The organism is Rhizobium sp. FG96 (genome assembly GCF_057808655.1).
On sequence record NZ_JBMDIL010000004.1, the window covers coordinates 168,031 to 189,905 of the forward strand.

A 21,875-nucleotide genomic window follows, 5' to 3' on the forward strand; every position below is an offset into this window, starting at 1 on the left:
TTATCCTACGAATGCAATTTTCAGAATGGCGAAGAGACAGAGGCCGGCGATCAGTATCGAGAAGAACGTGTTCAGCATCAGGCTGATGATCTTCAGCCATTCGGAATGAACATAGTCCTCGATGATGACCTGCATGCCGAGCTTCATGTGAATGACGCCCGAGATGATCATCAGGCCCATGATGACGGCGACGAACGGGTTCGACAGGGCGTGAACCACCTCCGCATAGGGCTGGCCGGCGTGAATCAGCATGAAGATGATGAAGAACAGAAACAGCGGCACGTTGGCGACCGCGGTCACACGCTGGCGCCAGAAGTGATCGGTGCCTTCCTTGGCGGAGCCGAGGCCGCGAACCTTACCCAGGGGGGTACGCATATCCATGAGAGCGACCTTTTAACGAATGACGAAGCCGATCACCCAGACCAGCGCGGTCAGACAGAGCGATCCGATCAGATTGGCGATGGCGAGCTTGGTGGAGAATTCCTTGCCGAAGCCGTGGCCGAGGTCCCACATGAAGTGGCGGAAGCCGCCGAGCATGTGGTGGATCAGCGCCCAGGTGTAGCCGAGCAGGACCAGCTTGCCGATGATGCTGCCGAGCACCCAGTTGGCCCAGTCGTAATTCGACTGGCCGGTCGCGGCCGCAATCAGCCACCAGGCGATCAGCAGCGTGCCGACATAGAGAGCGCCACCGGTAATGCGGTGAACGATCGACATGACCATGGTGGGGATTGGTTTGTAAATTTGCAAATGCGGCGACAGGGGCCGGTTATTTGTCACATTCGCCATCAGAACCTCGCGGCGTCTTCTCTGCGCTTCCGGAATTCGGAGCATATCAAGGCAACCACAGGAATGACAAAATTGTCTGTGTGCGTTGCATCAATGGCGACGTTTAATCACCGAAACCCCGGACGACAAGCACAATTGCTGTCCGCTTTTTAATTTAATCGATTCGCGTTACCGGGAAGTTGCTGCAGAGCAAAACTGGCCCGCGCCGCTCAGATTTTATCCTGATTTTTCATCGCTCAAGTGGACATGCAGAAAGTTTTGACGCAAGCTGCCGTTAACGATTTGTTAACGATCGCATTTTGCGAGGAAGACATCCGATGGTCACGCGTTTTTCGAAAGTCATTCCGCTCATGCTCGGCGCCCTGATGGCGCTGCCGGCCGCCGCCGGTGAACGCTTCCCGCATCGTGATCGCGGCATGGTTCACTGGACGGGTGGCAATCAATGGTATGGCGATCGCGATCGCCGCCATGGCCACAACCGCTATGTCCGCCTTCGCCAGTTCTCCCCGGTTGCCAACGGCTACAGCATCCGCAGCGTCAATGCGGCCGCCCCGCAGGTGGCAGGCCCTGCATACAACGGCACCTATGCCGGTTCCTACGCCTATGACGTCGATGGCGGCACCTATATCGGCGCCAGCGGTTATACGATCTATGGCGCGCCGCAAACCACGACCGTCGCTCCCAAGGCAAAGATCATCGACGTCGCCGTGCAGGACGACCCTTGCGAATACGAGGCCAATGTCTGCGTGATCAGGCCCTGAAGCGCCAGACGGTCGTCTTCTTGACTTCGCTATCCTCGAGCGCCCGGGTGACTGGCACTTCATAGACCGCGCAGAATTCCAGGCTGTCTTTCGGCAGATAGGCGCGGCCTGGATCGCCGACCAGAATATCCTTGCCTCCGGCCGCCAGGCGCTGAAACCACGGCAGCAGCGCATCGGCAAAGCCGCGATCATAGAAGACGTCGCCGGCAAGCAGCACGTCGGCAGCGATCATCGAGCCGATCAAGTCCGCACCCTCGAATTCGATCGAGACGCCATTCGCCGCAGCGTTCAGCCGGACTGCAGTTTCCGTCCACGGATCGATATCTGCCGCCAGGACCTTCGCCGCACCCGCCATGCGGGCGGCGATCGCCACGAGACCGGATCCCGTCGCAAAATCCAGAACGCTCTTGCCGCGCAGATGCTCCGGATGATCGAGCACGTAACGCGCCAGCCCCTGCCCGCCCGCCCAAGCGAAAGCCCAGAATGGCGGCGGCAGACCGATCTCGGCAAGCTCCTCTTCCGTCTTCAGCCAGAGCTCATGGGCTTCGCTCGCCAGATGCAGCCGGATCTCCGGCACATGCGGCGGCGCCATCAAGCTGGTATTGGCGCGGATGAAGAGTTCGGGATCGCTCTTCAAAGGCTGTCAGCGCGGCGGGTTGTCGAGCCCGCCCATGCGGCAGACTTCCAGCCACTCGTCATCGGTCACGGGCTGCACGGAGAGGCGCATGGAGGTGACCAGCGACATCTTCGAGAGCTTTTCGCTCGCCTTGACATCCTTCAGCGTCACCGGCTTCGGCATGTCCATCACGGCGCGGATATCGACGCAATCCCATTTGGGATCGCCTTTGGCGCTGGAATCGGGATGCGAGAGAGCGCAGACTTCGACGATACCGACGATCTCCAACCCCTCATTCGAATGGTAAAAGAAGCCCTTGTCGCCGATCTGCATGGCCCGCATGTTGTTGCGCGCCAGGTAGTTGCGAACGCCGGTCCATTCCGTGCCCTTTTCGCCGGCAGCCTTCTGCTGCTCCCACGACCATGCCTCAGGCTCGGACTTGTAAAGCCAATGCGCCATCTCAGGCCTCCGGATTGTTGAAGACCCAGTTGTAGGGCTTCACCTCGACGCTCTCGAACAGGCCGGCCTTTGCATAGGGATCGGCCTCGCCGAGTGCCTTGGCGGCTTCAATGCTGTCGGCCTTGACGATCACCAGGCTGCCATTCGGCTTGCCGTCAGCGTCAAGGAACGGGCCAGCGATCGCCAGCTTGCCTTCGGCATTGAGCTTGTTGAGATACTCGACATGCGTTGGGCGCGTTTCCATGCGCACGTTCAGATGTCCCGGCTTGTCCTTGCAGAGAAGGGCGAAAAGCATGTCAGTCTCCTATTCGGTGGTGATCGGACGTGTCATCAATTGTTCGATTGCCTCGGCAATACCGAGCTTGCCCTCGATGATCGCCGAGACGGCATCGGTGATCGGCATCTCGATGCCGAGCTCTCTCGCGAGCCGCGACGCGACGGCGGCCGCGAAAGCGCCCTCGACCAGCTCGCCATGCGAGGGATCAGCCTTATCTCCGCGCCCGAGCGCGATGCCGAAGCGCAGATTGCGCGACTGATGGCTGGTTGCCGTCAGCACCAGATCGCCAAGGCCGGAAAGCCCCCGCACCGTATCCGCCTGCCCGCCCTTTGCCGCAACGAGCCGGGACATTTCGGCCAGGCCACGGGCAATCAGCGCTGCACGGGCGGAATCGCCTATGCCGCAGCCTTCGACGATGCCGCAGGCAATCGCGAGAACATTCTTCAAGGCACCTCCCAGCTGGACGCCGGTGCGGTCATCGGACGCATAGAGCCGGAACGTGCGGCCCGAAATTGCCTGCGCCAGCCGCTCGGCAACATCCATATCGGCAGCCGCAATCGCCATCGCCGTCGGTAGCCCCTTGGCGATATCGGCGGCAAAGCCTGGACCGGAAAGCACTGCCACATGATGATTGGGCAGCTCGCGTTCCAGCATATCCGTCAAGAGCGTACCGGTAGAGCGCTCGATCCCCTTGGCGCAGGTGACGACCACGGCATCGTGAGCCAGGTAAGGACCATAGTGTCGCGCCGCATCCGCCTGCGCCTGCGACGGCATGGCGAACAGCACGATGCCTGCCCGGCGGATCGCATCGGGCTCGGCGGAGAATTCCAGCGCCTCAGGCAGGGCAATGCCCGGCAGCACGGCGTTATGAAGCCGCTCTGAAGCAAGATCGGCCATCAGAGCCGGATCGCGGCCGATCAGCGTCACGGTGCTGCGCCCGGCGAGCGCGATGACCGCGGCAAGCGCCGTTCCGAACGCACCGGCACCGATGACTGCAATCCGCTCGCTCACGCCTTGGCTCCTCGCTTTCCGTAGTTAATTAGCGCCTCGGCATTGGAATCCAGCGGCCAGCGTGAGCGTGGCTGCACATCGAGATCATCAGGCGCGACACCGAGCGCCATGCGCTCCAGCCCCGCCCAAGCAATCATCACCGCATTGTCGGTGCAAAGCCTCAGCGGCGGCGCGATGAAGCGGAAGCCGTGCTTGTCGCAGAGCGCCTGCAAAGTGCCGCGAACCTCCTGGTTGGCTGCAACGCCGCCTGCCACGACCAGCGCCGGCGGGCCTTCTACATCCGGGAATTCCGCCTTGAAGCGCTGCAGCCCGCGGCCGATGCGATCCTTCAACGTGCGTGAAATGGCCTTCTGGAACGAGGCGCAGATATCGGCGATATCCTGCTGGGAAACCGGCGCGATCTCTGTCGCCGCCTGACGCACCGCCGTCTTTAGGCCGGAGAAGGAAAAGTCGAGCCGCGCCTCGCCGACCAGCGGGCGCGGAAAATTGAAGCGATCCGGATTGCCCTTCGCAGCAGCCTTCTCCACCTCCGGACCGCCGGGATAGGGAAGGCCGAGAAGCTTGGCGGTCTTGTCGAAGGCCTCACCGAGCGCATCGTCGATCGTCGTGCCCCAACGCTCATACTCGCCGATGCCACGCACCAGAATGAGCTGCGTATGGCCGCCGGAGACGAGCAGCATCAGATAGGGAAAGGAAAGCCCATCCGTCAGCCGCGCCGTCAGCGCATGGCCCTCGAGATGGTTGACCGCGTAGAGCGGCTTGCCCGCTGCCCTGGCAATCGCCTTGCCGGTCATCAGGCCTACCAGGAGGCCGCCGATCAGCCCTGGCCCCGATGTTGCCGCGATGGCATCGACATCGGCCAGCGACACATTGGCGCGCTGCAGCGCTTCCTCGATCAACGTATCGAGCGCCTCGACATGGGCGCGCGCCGCAATCTCCGGCACCACGCCGCCATAGGCGCTATGCTCGTCAAGCTGGCTCAGCACAACGTCGGAAAGCACATTCGAGCGGCCGTCCGCATCGCGTTCGACCACCGCTGCTGCGGTCTCGTCGCAGCTTGTTTCGATGCCGAGGATGCGTAGAAAGGAAGCCATGAAACCTGATCGTTGATTGCGATGGGTAAGAAACCCGGTTACGAGACTTCCGGTAACAACGGATCAAAGCGGATGCAAACAAAACCTTTCCGGATCGGCACGCGGGGCAGCCCGCTGGCGCTTGCCCAGGCCCATGAAGCCCGCGATCGGCTGATGGCTGCGCATGGCCTGCCGGAGGAAATGTTCGAGATCGTCGTGCTGACGACGACAGGCGACCGCATCACCGACCGCTCTCTCGCCGAGATCGGCGGCAAGGGGCTTTTCACCCAGGAACTGGAAGAGAAGCTGGCACTCGGCGAACTGGATTTCGCCGTCCACTCCGCCAAGGACATGCCGACCGTTCTGCCCGAAGGCCTCTACCTCTCCGCCTACCTGCCGCGCGAAGACATCCGCGATGCTGTCGTCGGCCGCACCGCGCCGAAGCTGATCGACCTGCCGCATGGCGCCACCGTCGGCTCCTCGTCGCTGCGCCGCCAGGCGCTGATCCGCCGCATGCGGCCCGATATCAACGTCATCACTTTCCGCGGCCTCGTCGATACCCGCTTGCGCAAGCTCGCCGAAGGCCAGGTCGATGCAACGCTTTTGGCGCTGGCCGGTCTCAAGCGCCTTGGCAAGGTCGACGTGCTCACCGACATTCTCGATCCGGACACCTTTCCGCCCGCACCCGCACAGGGCGCAATCGCGATCGAAAGCCGCATCGGCGACGAGCGCATCGATAATCTGCTGGCAGCGATCAACGACCCCGCGACCTTCGACGCCGTCTCCTGCGAGCGCGCCTTCCTCGGCGCCCTCGACGGCTCCTGCCGGACGCCGATCGGCGGCTACGCGATCTGCGAAGGCGATCAGATCAAGTTCTCCGGCCTGATCATCACCCCGGACGGCCGCCACCAGCATGCGATCTCGATCGACGGCAACCGCCGCGATGCTGCAGCACTCGGCACCCGCGCCGGGCAGGACGTCCGCGCCCGCGCCGGAACCACCTTCTTCGACGACTGGAGCTAGTCTTCCATGCGCGTGCTCGTCACTCGCCCGCAGCGTCAGGGGGAACGAACGGCACAGCGATTGCGCGAACGCGGACATGACGCCGTGATGATGCCGCTCTCCGAACCGGTACATGACGGCGCGACGGCAATGGCCGCCCTTGCGCAAACCGCAGGCCCGATTGCCATCACCAGTGCCGAAGCCATCGGGGCGCTCTCGGATCAAGCCGCATCGCTGGCACCCCACCTCGATCGCCCTCTCTATGCCGTCGGCAACGCGACCGCCCAAGCGGCAATCGCCGCAGGCTTCGTCACGGTCAAGGCAGCCTCCGGCGATGGCGGCGATCTCGCAGAATTGATCGCGGCCGAGACCACCGGCGCCGTCACCTATCTCGCCGGAAGACCGCGGGCGGAAACCTTCGAAAAGCGCGCCACCGAGCTCGGCCTCGAGCTGACCGCCGTCGAATGCTACCGCATGGAGCAGATTGCTCCGGGCCGCGATGCCAGCGAGGCGCTGCAGCAATCGCCGCCAGATGCCATCCTCCTCTATTCCCGCGAGACGGCAATCGCCTTGTTCCGATTTTTCAATCCTTTACCGGAGTGGCTGAGCGCCGCCCGCATTCTCTGCCTCAGTGAGGCCGTTGCAGCCGCCGTTCCGGCCGGGCTGCAGAAAAATCTTCGCATTGCGGCAATGCCGGATGAACAAAGTCTTTTGTCGCTTCTTTGAAGGCGTTAGCCGCCCAAATTTGATCTAACCTCTTTCCTTAACTGGGATCACTGACTAGTTTCGTTGCAATGCAGGAAATATGAGGGCCTCATGGTATCGGGAAACCCGCCACGCCATTCGAAGAGAACCGACAAGCCGGTCACCATCGATCTGGAAGCGCAGGAATTTGCCAAGCAGGAGGATACCGCCTCCACCCCTGCCGATGCCGCAGCCGATACCGAAGAGCAGGCGGCAAATGAGCTGAAGGAAACGCTGGAAGCGACGCCTTCGGAAGACGCATCGGCCGCAGCTGCGGTAGAAGAACCGGTACACACCGAAGAGCCATCGGCACCCGAAGCTCCGGCCGAAGAACCGGCGCCTCGCCACACCGAATCGACCATGTCTCCGCCGCCCCAGCAGCAGCGCGGCGGCAACACCTCGGGCCTGATCGCCGCCGGCATTTTCGGCGGCCTCGTTGCGCTCGCGGGAGCCGGCGCCATCCAATATGCAGGTTATCTCCCCGGCTCCGCGCAGCAACCGGCGCAGACGGAACAGAACAGCGAGCTTTCGGCCGAGATCGACGGCCTGAAGCAGTCGATCGCCAATCTCGCAGCCGCGCCCAATCCTGATGACGACGCTCTCGACAAGCGCATCGCCGCCCTGGAGGCCGCCGCCAAGACGCCCGCGGCTGCCCAGCCCGGCGACCCGGCTGCGACCGAGGCTCTCAACCAGAAGATCGCCGATCTCACCGCTGAGGTGGCTAAGCTCCAGAGCTCGCTCACCCAGGCCTCCGAACAGCAGGCGTCAAACGGCGCCGACATTACCAAGCGTCTCGACGAAGCCGAGAAGAAGCTCAACGAACCGCGCCAGGATGTGGCCGTCGCGCAGGCAATCGCCGCAGCAGCGTTGAAAGCGGCGATCGATCGTGGCGGACCGTTCACCGCCGAACTCGATACATTCGCGGGCGTCGCGCCTGACGATCCCGCCGTCAAGGATCTGCGCAACTTCGCGCAGACAGGCGTTCCCTCGCGTGCCGAGCTGATCCGCCAGGTTCCCGATGTCGCTACGTCGGCTGTTGAGGCCGTAAACCAGGCGAACCCGGATCAGAGCTGGTCCGACCGGCTGATGTCGAGTGCCAAGTCGCTGGTCAGCGTCCGCCCCGTCGGCAACATCGAGGGCGAAAGCGTCGAGGCGATCGCCGCCCGCATGGAAGACAAGGTGAAGAACGGTGACCTGCCGGGCGCCGCCAACGAATGGAACGACCTGCCGCCCGCAGCCAAGCAGGCATCGGCCGCCTTCAAGCAGTCGCTCGAAGCCCGCATCCGTGTCGAAGACCTCGTCAGCGGAGCGCTCTCGAAGGCCGTATCCGGCGCAGGCAAGGAGGGCTGACCGATGATCAAGCTCGTCATCTTCGCCCTGCTCGTTCTCGTCCTTGGCTACGGCTTCTCCTGGCTTGCCGATCGTCCCGGCGACCTGTCGCTGATCTGGGAAGGCCAGCTCTACCAGACCAAGCTGATCGTTGCCGCCAGCGGCCTGATCGCGCTCATTGCTCTCGTGATGATCGGCTGGTGGCTGATCCGCACGATCTGGACCTCGCCGCATTCCGTCACCCGCTATTTCCGCGCCCGCAAGCGTGACCGCGGCTACCAGGCGCTCTCGACCGGACTGATCGCAGCCGGCGCCGGCAATGCGCTTCTCGCCCGCAAGATGGCGGCCCGTTCGCGCGGTCTCATCCGCGCCGATCAGGAACCGCTTATCAACCTCCTGGAAGCACAGGCAGCATTGATCGAAGGCCGCCACGACGAGGCCCGCGCCAAGTTCGAAGCCATGGCCAACGATCCCGAGACCCGCGAGCTCGGCCTGCGTGGCCTCTATCTCGAAGCCAAGCGTCTTGGCGCCAATGAGGCCGCACGCCAATATGCCGAGAAGGCTGCTGACAACGCGCCCTATCTCCCCTGGGCCGCTCAGGCGACCCTGGAATCCCGCAGCCAGGCCGGACGCTGGGACGATGCGATCCGCCTGCTCGACCAGCAGAAAGCCGCCCGCGTCGTCGACAAGCATGACGGCGACCGCCTGCGCGCCGTGCTGCTTACGGCGCGCGCCGGCGACAAGCTGGACCGCGATCCGGCAGGCGCCCGCGACGATGCCCTGCATGCGCTGAAGTTGATCGCCGATTTCGAACCGGCCGCGATCATTGCCGCAAAGGCGCTTTTCCGCGAAGACAAGCTGCGCAAGGCGGCCTCGATCCTTGAACAGGCGTGGAAGACCAATCCGCATCCCGAGATCGGCCGCGTCTATGTGCTGGCCCGCAGCGGTGATTCCGTCATCGACCGGCTGAAACGTGCTGACAAGCTGGAAGCCATCCGCCCGAACAATGTGGAGTCGCTGCTCGTCGTCGCGCAAGCCGCTCTCGACGCGCAAAACTTCGCCAAGGCCCGCGCCAAGGCGGAAGCAGCCGCCCGCATGCAGCCACGCGAAGCCGCTTTCCTGCTGCTTGCCGATATCGAGGAGGCCGAGACTGGCGATCAGGGCCGTGTGCGCCATTGGCTGGCGCAGGCGCTGAAGGCGCCGCGTGATCCGGCCTGGGTGGCCGATGGCTTCGTTTCCGACAAGTGGCTGCCGCTCTCGCCGGTCACCGGCCGTCTCGACGCCTTCGAGTGGAAGGCGCCATTCGGCCAGCTGGAAGGCCCGGTCGAGGAAGGCTCTGCCACGTCGATCGACACGGCACTCAAAACATTGCCGCCAGTTCGCGAACATCGCCAGGAAGCACCGGCGAGCGATCACCGCATCATCGAGCTGGAACGCGCCGCAACGATCGCCGAATCCGTTCGCCCGGCCCCGGCACCCGCGGCCCCTCCGAAGCCCGCTCCGGCGCCCAAGCCTGCCGAAGCGGCCTCCCCTTCACGCCCGCCCGAACCGAAACCATATTATGGAATGCCTGATGATCCAGGCGTTCGCGACACCAAGGTGGATACGGAACCCAAGACACGGCTCCGCCTTTTCTGAGATGGAACGAAAACCGCATGTTCGAACGCTTTCAGGCATTCTTCCACAACCTCACGGCAGACGGGAGCAGGAAGGGTTTCGATCCCGATGACCCGCGCATTGCCGTTGCCGCGCTCTGCATGCAGGTCATGGAAGCCGACGGCCAGATCAAGGACAGCGAGAAGAAGCGGCTGCGCAAGCTGCTGAAGGAGCAGTACGGGCTCGACGGCAAGCAGCTCGATGCCGTGATCGCCGCCGGGCTCGAGGCCGAAAGCAGCGCCGTCGACTACTATCGCTTCACCTCCGATCTCAAGCGCCATCTGAACACCGAGCAGCGGCTCGAGCTGATCGGCATCCTCTGGGACATCGTCTATGCCGATGGCGAGCGCAGCGAGATGGAGGATCACGTCATCTGGCGGATCGCCGATCTGCTCGGCGTCTCCTCCCGCGAGCGCATCCAGAAGCGCCAGGAGGCCGCCGCCCGGGTGACCGATACGGTCGTGGTTCAAGACGATGCAGATTGAGCGCCCGGTAAAACGCGACAAGCGGCCCGTCCTGATCGTCCTGCATCAGGAACAATCCAGCCCCGGCCGCGTCGGCCAGCTGCTGGTCGAAAAGGGCTACAGCCTCGACATGCGCCGTCCGGTGCTGGGCGACAAGCTGCCGTCGACGCTTGACGGACATGCCGGCGCCGTCGTCTTCGGCGGCCCGATGAGCGCCAATGATCCGGAAGATTTCGTCAAGGCGGAGATCAACTGGCTCGACGTGCCGCTCAAGGAAAACCGTCCGTTCCTCGGCATCTGCCTCGGCGCCCAGATGCTGGTGCGCCATCTCGGCGGCAAGGTCCAGTCAAACCCCGATGGCTCGACGGAAATCGGCTGGTATCCGCTGCGCCCGACGGAAAAGGGCCGGCTTCTGATGCACTGGCCGAAGATGGTCTATCACTTCCACCGCGAAGGCTTCGATCTGCCGCGCGGCGCCGAGTTGCTGGCAGAAGGCGATGCCTATCCGAACCAGGCTTTCCGCTACAACAAGAATGCCTGGGCGCTGCAGTTCCATGCCGAGCTGACGCGGGTGATGATGCACCGCTGGGTCGTCCACGGCGCCCACCGCTTTATCCTGCCGAACGCCCAGCAGGGCCGCGAGCACCTTGAGGGACGCATGCTCTTCGATGCGCCGCTGAAGGCGTGGCTGAACGAGTTCCTCGATATCGTCTTCGAGGGCAAGACGGCGAAAGGCGCGCCGCTCTCTATGCCGGCGACGCTGAGCGCATAGGCGCATCGAGCGTATCGATCTGCCGCAGCTGGCGGAAGCTCATCGCCCAGATCACCGAAACGGCAAGTGTCCCAAGACCGCCAATGACGACGGCAGGCACCGCGCCGAAGGTATGCGCCATCGTGCCTGCCCGGAACTCGCCGAGCTCGTTCGATGCACCGACGAAGACCATGTTGACGGCGTTGACGCGGCCACGCAGCTCGTCCGGCGTCCAGAGGGCGATCAGGCTCTCGCGCACATAGACCGAGATCATGTCTGCGGCCCCCATGATCGCCAGCGCGGCGATCGAGGTCCAGGTATGGGTCGAGACGCCAAAGACGATCGTCGCGATACCGAACAGGCCGACACCGGTGAACATGTAGAAGCCGGCGCGGTGTTTCATCGGATAGGCGGCCAGGAACAGCGCCATCACGATCGCGCCGACGCCGGGCGCCGAGCGCAGAAGACCGAGCCCCCAGGGACCGAGCGTCAGGATATCGCGCGCATAGATCGGCATCAGTGCCGTAGCGCCGCCGAGCAGCACGGCAAACAGGTCGAGCGAGATCGCGCCGAGCACCACCTTGTCCGCCTTGATGAAGCGGAAGCCGCCGAGGATCATGTCCCAGCTCTTTGCTTCGCCGACGCTGTGCTGTGCGGGCTTCGGGATCATGAAGAGCAGGATGGCGCCGAGCACCGCGAAGATGACCGAGACCGTGTAAGCCGTCGTCGCGCCGACGCCGTAGAGGAGACCGCCGAGCACCGGGCCGGTGATTGCCGCCAGCTGCCAGGAGGAGGAATTCCAGGCAATCGCGTTGGAGAGATCCTTCTCCGGCACCAGGTTCGGCGCCAGCGACTGCACGGCAGGTGCTGCAAAGGCGCGCTCGATGCCGAAAACCAACAGCACGATGAAAACCGGGATCGGCGAGAAGGTGCCCGTCACCGTCATGATCAGCAGCGCCAGCGTGCATAGAGCGCTGACCAGCGAGCAGATCGAAGCGATGGCACGACGATTGTAGCGGTCGGCGACCGATCCCGTGACCAGGATAAACAGCAGCGACGGCAGGAACTGCACCAGGCCGATCAGGCCGAGATAGATGGCGCTCCGCGTCTGGTCATACATCTGCCAGCCGACCGCGACGCTGAGGATCTGCTGTGAAAAGGAAAGCAGAAACTTCGCGAAGAAGAACCGGGTGTAGGAAGAATGCCGGAACGCGGCAAAACGGTCTCCGGTGGACGAGAAAGACATTGGGGGCAACCAAGGAAATCGGGCCGCGCGGTACAGTTCAAACGCGCCCATTAAACATGATTCACCGCGCGTTAAGACACGGCACTTGCCCGTTTAGTCGCCAATAGCTACATGTCTGTCAACAACGAACTGGAGACGACGATGATTGCCCTCTTTCAAACCATTGATTTGGCTTTGAATCTTTACACCTGGGTGCTGATTGCGAGTGCCATTTTCTCCTGGCTCTACGCCTTCAACGTCATCAATTCCAGCAACCAGTTCGTCAACTCGGTCGGGATGTTCCTTTACAATGTCACCGAACCGGTGCTGCGCCCGATCCGCCGCGTGCTGCCGAATCTTGGCGGCATCGACATCTCGCCGATCATCCTGCTACTGATTATCTTCTTCCTGCGCTCCTTCATGTGGAACACCATTTTCCCGCTGGTGGCGTGAGCTCCCCCTGGACCGTTCATGACGGTCATGTCAGGCTGACGGTGCGGCTGACCCCGAATGGCGGCCGCGACGCGATCGATGGATTGGACGGCGAGGGACAGCTGAAGGCGCGCGTCAGCGCCGTGCCCGAAGACGGCAAGGCGAATAAGGCGCTGATCGCCCTTCTCGCCAAATCTCTGCGCGTGCCGAAATCCGCCGTCGCCTTCATTTCCGGTGAAACATCGCGCAAAAAAATCCTCCGCATCGAAGGCGATACGGAGGATCTGATCGAAAAGCTAAAAGCCTTTACGAAAGCCTGAGCTTACTTTGCCTTCTTGGCGCGCTCGACGGCTTCGAGAATGAGTTCGCCGGCTTCCTTCGAACCCTTCCAGCCGAAGATCTTCACCCACTTGCCGGGCTCGAGATCCTTGTAGTGCTCGAAGAAGTGCTCGATCTGCTTCAGCGTGATGTCGGGAAGATCTGTATATTCCTTCACCTTCTCGTAGCGCAGCGTCAGCTTCGGCGACGGAACGGCAATGATCTTCTCGTCCTTGCCAGAATTGTCTTCCATCATCAGAACGCCGATCGGGCGCACGTTGATGACACAGCCCGGAACCAGTGGACGGGTGCTGGCGATCAGCACGTCAATCGGGTCGCCGTCTTCCGACAGTGTGTGCGGCACGAAGCCGTAGTTACCCGGATAGGTCATCGGCGTGTACAAGAAGCGGTCGACGACGAGGGTGCCGGCGTCCTTGTCCATTTCGTACTTGATGGGATGGCCGCCGACCGGAACCTCAACGATAACGTTGACATCTTCCGGTGGGTTGTTGCCGATGGAAATGGCGTCGATGCGCATCAGTGTCCCCTAATATAGGATGGTTTCCGGCTGCCAGATAATCAGAATCTCTTCGCAACGCAACATGTCAGGCCGCATCTTCCGTCGTTTTGGCTAATAGAGTTCGCCACCAACAGCGAAGTTCGGGGATCACCAGGGGCAATGACCGGCGAGGCCACAAACCGGTCGCATTGTCCGGATTAGTTGGGCTTTTCAGATCTCATATTGCAAGCAGATGGCCATGTATCTTTACGAAAGCGACGACTTTTTCGATCTCCTTACCGGCAGCTACCGCCGCATCACTGGCAAGGATCTCGTGCCGCCGGAACTGACCAGACAGGAAGGCATCCGCTGGCTCTACGAGGACGCGCCGTTCGGCCTGCTGGCACATGACACCGCACCCGATCCTGTCTTCGTCTATGGCAACAAGAACGCTCAGCGAAGCTTCGAATATAGCTGGGACGAACTGACCGCGCTGCCGTCGAGACTGTCCGCCGAAGCGCCCGAACGCGCCGCACGGGAGAACTTCCTGCGGCAGGTTGCCGAGAAGGGCTATGTCGACAATTACGAGGGGATCAGGATCAGCAAATCGGGCAAACGCTTTCCGATCGCAAACGTGACGGTATGGCAATTGATCGATGCCGACGGAATGATCCGTGGCCAGGCAGCGAGGCTGCCATAAGCGGCAGCGCCGCTAGTTCCAGATGAAGCCGATCTTCTTTAGCTGCTTGTGGTCGAAGTTTTCCATGCCTTCGCAGAAATCGAGCCCGCCATGGCCGCGATAGAAGCGGCTGGCATTCTCGTTATCTTCCAGGCACCAGACGACCAAGCCATTGCAGCCGAGCGACTTCAGCAACCGGCGCGCTTCTCCGAACAGCATCCGGCCGAGACCGATGCCCTGATATTCCGGGCGGAGATAAAGCTCGTAGATTTCGCCTTCCTGCGGAAGGGCACGGGCACGGTTGAGGCCGAGCGTCGCATAACCGGCGACCGTACCGGCCACATCCAGAACCAGCAGCGTTGCCGGCCCTCGGGTGGCCTTGCGCCACCAGCCTTCGCCGCGGCGTTCGATCATTTGTGTCAGAGCACGGTGAGGAATGATGCCGGCATATGTGTGCTGCCACGCAAGGCGATGCGCCTCCGATATGGCGCGGGCATCATGCGGCTCAGCCCGCCGAACATCGATCGACAACGTCTTCATAACGCTACTCTGGTCCTTCAGCGGACAATTAACCATATGCCATCACGCGGCCTGGCTGATTGCCCACAGACTTAACATGTGGACGATGGAAAAAATTTAACGCTTTTTTAACCATTGTCACAAGCCGGAATCGGCGGACCACACATAAAAAACCCCGGCGCAAGGCCGGGGTTTGATCTGTTTGAGCACGGCTTAGAGCGCTGCCTTCGACTTTTCGAACCGCTTGCGGTCGTTGGCGTCGAGATACATCTTGCGCAGACGGATCGACTTCGGCGTCACTTCGACCAGCTCGTCGTCCTGGATCCAGGAGAGAGCGCGGTCCAGCGTCATGCGGATCGGCGGCGTCAGCTTGACGGCTTCATCCTTGCCGGCGGCGCGGATGTTGGTCAGCTTCTTGCCCTTGAGAACGTTGACTTCGAGGTCGTTGTCACGGCTGTGGATACCGATGATCATACCCATGTAGACCTTCTCACCGGCGTCGATGATCATCGGGCCGCGATCTTCCAGGTTGAACAGGGCGTAGGCAACGGCTTCGCCGGCTTCGTTGGCGAGCAGAACGCCGTTAACGCGGCCGCCAATTTCGCCCTTGTACGGCTGATAGTCGTGGAACAGGCGGTTCATGACGGCCGTACCGCGCGTGTCGGTCAGCAGTTCCGACTGGTAGCCGATCAGGCCGCGCGTCGGCGCCAGAAACTTCAGACGGATACGGTTGCCGCCCGACGGACGCAGCTCGGTCATTTCAGCCTTGCGCTCAGACATCTTCTGAACGACGACGCCGGAATGTTCTTCATCGACGTCGATGACGACTTCTTCGATCGGCTCGAGCATCTGGCCGGTCGCTTCGTCCTTGTGCATGACGACGCGCGGACGCGATACGGCAAGCTCGAAGCCTTCACGGCGCATGGTTTCGATGAGAACGGCCAGCTGCAGTTCGCCGCGGCCGGAAACGAAGAACGAATCCTTTTCGGAGGACTCTTCGATCTTCAGCGCAACGTTGCCTTCGGCTTCCTTGAACAGACGGTCGCGGATGACGCGCGAGGTGACCTTGTCGCCTTCGGTGCCTGCATAGGGGCTGTCGTTGACGATGAAGGACATGGTGACGGTCGGCGGGTCGATCGGCTGAGCCTGCAGCGGCTGGCTGACGGACGGGTCGCAGAACGTGTCGGCGACGGTGCCCTTGGAGAGGCCGGCGATCGCGACGATGTCACCTGCATGCGCTTCTTCGATCGGCTGACGCTCGATACCGCGGAATGCGAGGATCTTGGAGATACGGCCGGTTTCGATGGTCTTGCCATCGGCATGCAGAACCTTGACGGCCTGGTTCGGCTTGATCGAGCCGGAATTGACGCGGCCGGTGATGATACGGCCGAGGAAGGGGTTGGCTTCGAGGATCGTGCCGATCATCGTGAACGGGCCTTCGTGAACCGTCGGCTCCGGAACATGCTCGAGCACGAGGTCGAGAAGCGGTGCGAGACCCTGGTCCTTCGGACCTTCCGGATTGACGTTCATCCAGCCATCGCGGCCCGAACCGTAGAGGATCGGGAAATCGAGCTGCTCGTCGGTTGCGTCGAGGTTCGCAAAGAGGTCGAACACTTCGTTGATGACTTCTTCGTGGCGTCCATCAGGACGGTCGATCTTGTTGATCGCGACGATCGGGCGAAGGCCGACCTTCAGCGCCTTGCCGACGACGAACTTCGTCTGCGGCATCGGGCCTTCGGAAGCGTCGACGAGAACGATCGCGCCATCCACCATCGAGAGAATACGCTCGACTTCACCGCCGAAGTCGGCGTGGCCGGGGGTGTCGACGATGTTGATGCGGACACCCTTCCACTCGACCGAGGTCGCCTTGGCGAGAATGGTGATGCCACGCTCTTTTTCGAGGTCGTTGGAGTCCATGACGCGTTCTGCAACGCGCTGGTTCTCACGGAAGGAGCCGGACTGCTTGAGCAGCTCGTCCACCAGTGTCGTCTTGCCATGGTCAACGTGCGCGATAATCGCGATGTTGCGAAGTGCCATTGTGTCAAATCTCTGAGGCTGGGGCGCTACGTCGGAGGGAGGCGCCTATTACGTTTGGCGCGCTCATACAGTGTTTTTCGCGATTGCGAAAGGGGTAAGAGGTCCGAAGCGCCATTCCAAGGTTAACTCGTACGTTGCGGGTCGATCACCGTCCGCCACAATTCGTTGTCGTCGCGGTCCATCAGCCGCACCGTCATCTGCTCGCTTTGCCCATCGATATCGACGACGCCGAAGAACTGCATGCCTGATGATGGCGGCAGGTTGGACTCGATGCCGCCGGGTGCCGCCTTGATGAAGCGCACTTCCGGCCCGAACGTGCCATCGAGCTCCTGAGGCCCGTATGTGCCGGAGTGGAGCGGTCCGGATACGAACTCCCAAAATGGCAGGAAATCCTGGAACTTCGCCTTGCCCGGATCGTAATAATGCGCCGCGGTGTAGTGCACATCCGCGGTGAGCCAGACGATATTGCCGATCGCCGCGTCGCGGATGAAACGCAGCAGATCGGCAAATTCCAACTCGCGGCCGAGCGGCGCGTCATTGTCGCCATTCGAGATGGATTCGCTGCCCCGGCGTTTGCCGTAATCGTCCCAGATCACCAGGCCGATGGGCAGATCGCAGGAAATCACCTTCCATGTCGCTGTCGATCGCGCCAGCTCGCGCTTCAGCCACGCGACCTGCGCCTCGCCGAAAATCCGCGACTGCGGCATCAGTTCTTCATCGAGACCATGCGCGTTGGGTCCGCGATAGGAGCGGAGATCGACGAAGAACACATCGAGCAGCGGGCCATAGGAGACCTTGCGGTAGATACGGCCGGGATCCGCGGCGACATAGCGGATCGGCGTCATTTCATGGAAGGCGCGGCTGGCGCGCGCCGCGAGCACAGCGACCGACTTTTCTCTGTAGCGGGCATCGGCGCTGAGATCGGTCGATGGCGACCAATTGTTGAGAACCTCGTGGTCGTCCCACTGGTGGAAGACCGGGCAGATTGCATTGAGCGCCGTCACATGCTCGTCGAGAAGATTGTATTTCCATTGGCCGCGGAACTCGGGAAGCGTCTGGGCGATCGTCCGCTTTTCCTCGGTGACGATCCGGTTCTTCCAGACGCCGCCGCCGCGGAGCGCGATCTCATCGGGGATCGGGTTATCGGCATAGATGGTATCGCCGGAATGGATCATGAAATCAGGCCGGTGATAGGCGATCGTCTGATAGGTCCGCATCCCCTCGTCATCGATACCCCATCCCTGCCCCGCCGTATCGCCCGACCACACGAAGCGGATATTGCGTCTGGAGACCGGCGCGGTGCGGAACTCGCCTCGAATGGGCTCGGAACGGCTGTTGATGTCCTGCAGATCGGCCGCGACGAAGCGATAGAAGATTTCCTGGTCCGGCGGCAGACCGGTCACCAGCAGCTTGCCGGCCAAATCGGTCTCCGGCGTCACGTCGAAGGGCGCGAGCCGCACAGCGTTGGCAAACTTGTCTGTCGTGGAATATTCGACGAACAGCCGCGACGGGCGGTCGACCCGCGTCCAGACGACACCCGAGGCCGCATCGACATCGCCCGATTGCACGCCCGAGGTAAAGACCGGCCGGCTCGACGAGCCGCGGGCGTAATAGGGCATTGCCAGGCTTGCCGCCGCAAAGCCGCCGACTGCACCCACCGACGTCAGGAACCGGCGGCGCGTCGTTTCCTTCAAGATCATTCCAAGGCCCTTCAGGAGCGGGATCGAATCGTCCCGCCCCAGCCTTGGACACCCGTCATGTCAGTCTCTTGAAAGCCGCATGACGGTTTGCCGAAACTTCGGCGACAGTTTTGTTACGCGTCGCTGCCGGACAATTCCTTGAAGGTCGAAAGCCCCTTCTTGATCAGCATCGCATCCGGGCTCGGCAACTTGCCGCGGAAGCCCTTGTAGGCATCCTCGGGATCGATCGAGCCGCCGGTCGAATAGATGTTGTCCTTCAGCTTCGCAGCCATCTCGCGATTGAAGGCATCGCCGGTTTCCTCGAAGGCGGAAAAGGCATCCGCATCGAGCACTTCCGACCACATGTAGGAATAGTAGCCGGCCGAATAACCGCCCGAAAAGATATGCTGGAAATGCGGCGAGGCATGACGCATGACCAGCGACTTCGGCATGCCGAGCTCGGCAAGCACCTCGGCCTGGACCGCCATCGGATCATCGACCGCATCGCGCGTATGGAATTCCATGTCGACGATCGCCGAGGAGGTGAACTCTACCGTGTTGAAGCCGGCATTGAAGGTGCGCGCCGCCAGAACCTTGTCGAGCAGCGCCTGCGGCATCGGCTCGCCCGTTTCGAAATGCACCGCATACTGCCTGAGGATCGCGGGCACCGTCAGCCAGTGCTCGTAAAGCTGCGACGGAAGCTCGACGAAATCGCGCGAGACGCCCGTACCCGAGACCGACGGATAGGTCACGTTGGACAGCATGCCATGCAGCGCATGGCCGAACTCGTGGAACAGCGTGCGCGCATCATCGAGCGACAGCAGCGCGGGCTTGCCTTCGGCGGGCTTTGCGAAATTGCAGACATTGTAGATGATCGGCAATTCGCCCTTGTTGCCGTTCTTCAGCGTCAGCTTGTGCTGCGACTGGAACGAGCTCATCCAGGCGCCCGAGCGCTTGGAGCCGCGGGCAAAATAATCGCCGAGGAACAGCGCCACCAGCTTGTCGCTGGCATCGCGGATCTCGAAAACGCGCACATCCGGATGATAGGCAGCGATACCCTTCTTCTCGACGGCACGGATGCCGAACAGGCGGTTCGCGACATCGAAGCAGGCTTCGATGATCTTCTCCAGCTGCAGATAGGGCTTCAGCTCGGTCTCGGAGAAATTGAACTTCTGCGCCCGGATCTTTTCCGCATAGAAGCGCCAGTCCCAGGGCATCACCTCATGGTTCTTGCCATCTTCGGCAATCAGCTTGGCGATATCGGCCTCTTCCTCTCGGGCACGCCCCACAGCCTTCGTCCAGACGGCGCGCAGCAACTCGTCGACGGCTTCAGGCTTCTTCGCCATCGTGTTGTCGAGCTTCAGCTCGGCGAAATTGCCGTAGCCGAGAAGCGCGGCCATTTCCTTGCGAAGCGCCAGCGTCTCCTTGATGATGCCGCGATTATCGGTGGCGCCGGCATTCTCGCCACGGGCGACCCAGGCCTTGAAGGCCTGCTCGCGCAGATCGCGCTTCTCAGAGAAGGTCAGGAACGGTTCGATGATCGAGCGCGACAGCGTGACGGCAAATTTGCCCTCCTCGCCGCGCTCGCGCGCTGCAGCCGCCATCGCATCCTTGAGGAATTCGGGCAGGCCCTCGAGCTCCGGGCCATCGGAGAGAAGGAGCGACCAGCTCTTCTCGTCGGCGAGCACGTTTTGACCAAAATTGGTGCCGAGGCCGGCCAGCTTTTCGTTGATGCCGGCGAGCTTCTCCTGCTCCGGCTTCGGCAGCTTGGCACCGGACTTGACGAAGCCCTTCCAATGCCGCTCCAGCACCCGCGTCTGTTCCAGCGACAGGCCGAGCTCTTCGCGCTTTTCCCAGAGTGTATCGATGCGGGCGAAAAGCGCGGCATTCATGCCGATCTTCGAATAGTGCCGCGACATCTTCGGCGATATTTCCCGCTCCAGCGCCTGGATGACCTCATTGGTATGAGCACCCGCCCGGTTCCAGAACAGTGCCGAGACCCGCGAAAGCTCATCGCCGGCAATTTCCAGCGCCACGATGGTGTTCTCGAAAGTCGGCGCATCCGGATTCCCGGCGATCGCACCGATCTCCTTCTCATGAGACGCAAGCGCCGCATCGAAGGCGGCGGCGAAATCGCCGTCATTGAGCGCATCGAAGCGCGGCAGGCCGTGATGCCCGTTCCAGTTGACGAGCGCCGGATTGAATTCTGGTGTGGAAGGCATGCTGAGATCCTTTTACGCAAGGCAGGTGAAAGGCAATATAGGTGACCCATCGCGGCATTGGTATGTTGCTGATCAAATTCGTCTTTTGCCGGTCACCAAAGAATTGATCCACAAGAACTGATAGACGAAAATTAACTAATTGTTAACGATTGCACCGCCGCGGCCCAAAGGCTAGTTTCCTCTTACTCTTTTCGTAAGGGGACATGGGTCATGGAAATATTTTCTATGCGGTCTTCTCAGAGTTTGCTTTTTAAAAACAGCGATAATAACGCAAAGTCTTCGAAGACCTCTGATATTGAATTCGATACTGGTACGTCTGCACAAACCGGCTTCAGGCTGGAGGACGATAAACCTGCAGATAGCCCTGACTTCACATCGGTCAGCCCGGGTGAGTTGCGCAGCTATGCGCGCCAGAGCTACGATTCGGGCGCGCTCGATCAGCAGACCTACGCGGCCATCTCCGAACCCTTGCCGATGCACGCTATCGATGCACAGGGCAATATTCTGGATCTGACGGGCGTCACCGACGGCACCGCTTTCAATTTCCGTGACTATTACGACAATCAGCTGCAGATCGCGAAATCGCTCGGCGATTCCAATGGCGCGAAGACGCTGCAGTCGATCGTCGATTTCATCGGAAGCTGATTGATCAGGCCTTCCGCCAGCCGAGCAGGCCAGGCGTCGCATGCCATAGGGCCTGCACCGCAAAGCCCATGAACAGCACGCCCGAGCAACGGACGATCAGACGCTCGTGGGCGCGATAGAACCGTCGCACCGCACCGGCGCCGATGATCGTCACCAAGATGATGTCGGCAGTGACAAAGCCGACGAAGGACACACAGAGCATCAGCGGCAGGGCGGCGAAATCCAGCGCGCCAGACGAACCCGCGACAAGGGCGGTGAACGTCGCCAGCGCAACCGGATAACCCTTCGGGTTGGTGACGCCAAAAATCAGGCCACGCCGGAACGGACGCTCGACCACGACAAGCGCTTGACCGTCGGCCTTGGGCTTGGCACTGACGGCGCTCCAGCCGATCCAGGCGAGATAGAAGCCGCAGAGCAGGCCAAGAAGATCGAAAACGAAGGTGCCGATGATCTTCGCGCCGACAATCGCGATCAGCGCCAGGGCAGACCAGATCGTGTCGCCGACCAGATGGCCCATCAGGAAAAACGCGCCTGCCTTGCGTCCCTGCCCGGCACCGATGCCGAGCAGCTGCAGAAACGCGGGACCGGGAATGAGCACATAGAAGAGGGCTGCCAGAAAGGCGCCGAGAAGTAGCGACTGCGTCATGAAATGCTCCGCGGATGGTGTGCGCAGACTATGCCAAAGCGCAAT

General features: G+C 61.7%; 25 protein-coding genes. 11 read left to right on the plus strand and 14 right to left on the minus strand.

All coding sequences use genetic code 11. The annotated features are described in order from the left end of the window. Both sdhD and sdhC read right to left on the minus strand, forming a co-directional pair. Positions 1–381: a succinate dehydrogenase, hydrophobic membrane anchor protein gene (gene sdhD / locus ACODR6_RS09270; RefSeq protein WP_203427790.1), complete on the minus strand. Its 381-nt coding sequence runs from the start codon at positions 379–381 to the stop codon at positions 1–3. 12 nt (positions 382–393) lie between these two features. Further along, positions 394–786, minus strand: a complete 393-nt coding sequence (gene sdhC / locus ACODR6_RS09275; protein ID WP_203427789.1) for a succinate dehydrogenase, cytochrome b556 subunit — start codon at positions 784–786, stop codon at positions 394–396. Between the two features lie 317 nt (positions 787–1,103). Between sdhC and ACODR6_RS09280 the strand changes: the two genes are divergently transcribed. Further along, the gene (locus tag ACODR6_RS09280) at positions 1,104–1,547 is read left to right on the plus strand and encodes a hypothetical protein (protein ID WP_489022360.1); all 444 of its coding nucleotides are present in this window, start codon (positions 1,104–1,106) and stop codon (positions 1,545–1,547) included. Here the strand turns inward: ACODR6_RS09280 and ACODR6_RS09285 are convergent. Genes ACODR6_RS09285 through tsaD form a run of 5 tightly spaced genes read right to left on the minus strand, consistent with a single transcriptional unit; the run spans position 1,537 to position 5,004 of the window. Continuing rightward, entirely contained in the window at positions 1,537–2,184 is a 648-nt protein-coding gene (locus ACODR6_RS09285) for a class I SAM-dependent methyltransferase (RefSeq protein ID WP_489022361.1), read from the minus strand. The two genes, ACODR6_RS09280 and ACODR6_RS09285, sit on opposite strands and share 11 nt — an antisense overlap. Before the next feature lie 6 nt (positions 2,185–2,190). Continuing rightward, complete coding sequence (locus tag ACODR6_RS09290) at positions 2,191–2,622, minus strand: EVE domain-containing protein (RefSeq protein ID WP_112718469.1); 432 nt, start codon at positions 2,620–2,622, stop codon at positions 2,191–2,193. A 1-nt stretch (position 2,623) separates the two neighbouring features. Next, a complete protein-coding gene (locus ACODR6_RS09295) occupies positions 2,624–2,917 on the minus strand; it encodes a YciI-like protein (RefSeq protein WP_130283271.1) in 294 nt (97 codons plus the stop codon). A gap of 9 nt (positions 2,918–2,926) precedes the next feature. Beyond that, entirely contained in the window at positions 2,927–3,910 is a 984-nt protein-coding gene (locus ACODR6_RS09300; RefSeq protein ID WP_489022362.1) for an NAD(P)H-dependent glycerol-3-phosphate dehydrogenase, read from the minus strand. Then, entirely contained in the window at positions 3,907–5,004 is a 1,098-nt protein-coding gene (gene tsaD / locus ACODR6_RS09305) for a tRNA (adenosine(37)-N6)-threonylcarbamoyltransferase complex transferase subunit TsaD (protein ID WP_489022363.1), read from the minus strand. Before tsaD ends, ACODR6_RS09300 begins: the two co-directional genes overlap by 4 nt. A gap of 72 nt (positions 5,005–5,076) precedes the next feature. On the opposite strand from tsaD, the gene hemC reads away from it, so the two are divergent. The 6 genes from hemC to ACODR6_RS09335 all read left to right on the plus strand — a co-directional run bounded on the left by hemC (position 5,077) and on the right by ACODR6_RS09335 (position 10,950). After that, positions 5,077–6,006 carry a hydroxymethylbilane synthase gene (gene hemC / locus ACODR6_RS09310; protein WP_130283265.1) on the plus strand — a complete coding sequence of 310 codons (930 nt, stop codon included), beginning with the start codon at positions 5,077–5,079 and terminating at the stop codon, positions 6,004–6,006. Positions 6,007–6,012: 6 nt separating this feature from the next. Then, complete coding sequence (locus ACODR6_RS09315) at positions 6,013–6,711, plus strand: uroporphyrinogen-III synthase (protein WP_489022364.1); 699 nt, start codon at positions 6,013–6,015, stop codon at positions 6,709–6,711. Positions 6,712–6,801: 90 nt separating this feature from the next. Next, on the plus strand, positions 6,802–8,079 hold the full coding sequence (locus ACODR6_RS09320) for a COG4223 family protein (RefSeq protein ID WP_489022365.1): 1,278 nt from the start codon (positions 6,802–6,804) through the stop codon (positions 8,077–8,079). A gap of 3 nt (positions 8,080–8,082) precedes the next feature. Further along, positions 8,083–9,696 carry a heme biosynthesis protein HemY gene (locus tag ACODR6_RS09325; RefSeq protein WP_489022366.1) on the plus strand — a complete coding sequence of 538 codons (1,614 nt, stop codon included), beginning with the start codon at positions 8,083–8,085 and terminating at the stop codon, positions 9,694–9,696. 17 nt (positions 9,697–9,713) lie between these two features. Beyond that, positions 9,714–10,199, plus strand: a complete 486-nt coding sequence (locus ACODR6_RS09330) for a tellurite resistance TerB family protein (RefSeq protein ID WP_112718453.1) — start codon at positions 9,714–9,716, stop codon at positions 10,197–10,199. Then, complete coding sequence (locus ACODR6_RS09335) at positions 10,189–10,950, plus strand: glutamine amidotransferase (RefSeq protein WP_112718451.1); 762 nt, start codon at positions 10,189–10,191, stop codon at positions 10,948–10,950. Before ACODR6_RS09330 ends, ACODR6_RS09335 begins: the two co-directional genes overlap by 11 nt. Here the strand turns inward: ACODR6_RS09335 and ACODR6_RS09340 are convergent. Continuing rightward, positions 10,925–12,175, minus strand: coding sequence for an MFS transporter (locus ACODR6_RS09340; RefSeq protein WP_489022367.1), 1,251 nt, complete (start codon positions 12,173–12,175; stop codon positions 10,925–10,927). The two genes, ACODR6_RS09335 and ACODR6_RS09340, sit on opposite strands and share 26 nt — an antisense overlap. Positions 12,176–12,316: 141 nt before the next feature. Between ACODR6_RS09340 and ACODR6_RS09345 the strand changes: the two genes are divergently transcribed. Both ACODR6_RS09345 and ACODR6_RS09350 read left to right on the plus strand, forming a co-directional pair. After that, positions 12,317–12,607: a YggT family protein gene (locus ACODR6_RS09345; protein WP_112718505.1), complete on the plus strand. Its 291-nt coding sequence runs from the start codon at positions 12,317–12,319 to the stop codon at positions 12,605–12,607. Then, positions 12,604–12,906, plus strand: coding sequence for a DUF167 domain-containing protein (locus ACODR6_RS09350; protein WP_489022368.1), 303 nt, complete (start codon positions 12,604–12,606; stop codon positions 12,904–12,906). Before ACODR6_RS09345 ends, ACODR6_RS09350 begins: the two co-directional genes overlap by 4 nt. A 2-nt stretch (positions 12,907–12,908) precedes the next feature. Here the strand turns inward: ACODR6_RS09350 and ppa are convergent, their stop codons facing one another. Then, on the minus strand, positions 12,909–13,442 hold the full coding sequence (gene ppa, locus ACODR6_RS09355; RefSeq protein ID WP_112718445.1) for an inorganic diphosphatase: 534 nt from the start codon (positions 13,440–13,442) through the stop codon (positions 12,909–12,911). A gap of 220 nt (positions 13,443–13,662) precedes the next feature. Here ppa and ACODR6_RS09360 point away from each other — a divergent pair, with 220 nt between their 5' ends. Beyond that, positions 13,663–14,103: an MEKHLA domain-containing protein gene (locus ACODR6_RS09360; protein WP_489022369.1), complete on the plus strand. Its 441-nt coding sequence runs from the start codon at positions 13,663–13,665 to the stop codon at positions 14,101–14,103. A gap of 12 nt (positions 14,104–14,115) precedes the next feature. Here ACODR6_RS09360 and ACODR6_RS09365 read toward each other — a convergent pair whose 3' ends face one another. The 4 genes from ACODR6_RS09365 to ACODR6_RS09380 form a co-directional block, all read right to left on the minus strand. Then, entirely contained in the window at positions 14,116–14,622 is a 507-nt protein-coding gene (locus ACODR6_RS09365; RefSeq protein WP_112718441.1) for a GNAT family N-acetyltransferase, read from the minus strand. Positions 14,623–14,814: 192 nt separating this feature from the next. Next, complete coding sequence (gene typA / locus ACODR6_RS09370) at positions 14,815–16,638, minus strand: translational GTPase TypA (protein ID WP_112718439.1); 1,824 nt, start codon at positions 16,636–16,638, stop codon at positions 14,815–14,817. 122 nt (positions 16,639–16,760) lie between these two features. Continuing rightward, positions 16,761–18,338, minus strand: a complete 1,578-nt coding sequence (locus ACODR6_RS09375) for an alkaline phosphatase D family protein (protein ID WP_489022370.1) — start codon at positions 18,336–18,338, stop codon at positions 16,761–16,763. A 113-nt stretch (positions 18,339–18,451) separates the two neighbouring features. Further along, a complete protein-coding gene (locus tag ACODR6_RS09380; RefSeq protein WP_489022371.1) occupies positions 18,452–20,539 on the minus strand; it encodes a M3 family metallopeptidase in 2,088 nt (695 codons plus the stop codon). Between the two features lie 210 nt (positions 20,540–20,749). Between ACODR6_RS09380 and ACODR6_RS09385 the strand changes: the two genes are divergently transcribed. After that, a complete protein-coding gene (locus ACODR6_RS09385; protein ID WP_130283249.1) occupies positions 20,750–21,184 on the plus strand; it encodes a hypothetical protein in 435 nt (144 codons plus the stop codon). Positions 21,185–21,188: 4 nt separating this feature from the next. Here ACODR6_RS09385 and ACODR6_RS09390 read toward each other — a convergent pair whose 3' ends face one another. After that, complete coding sequence (locus ACODR6_RS09390) at positions 21,189–21,830, minus strand: LysE family translocator (protein ID WP_112718431.1); 642 nt, start codon at positions 21,828–21,830, stop codon at positions 21,189–21,191. Positions 21,831–21,875: the final 45 nt, after the last annotated feature.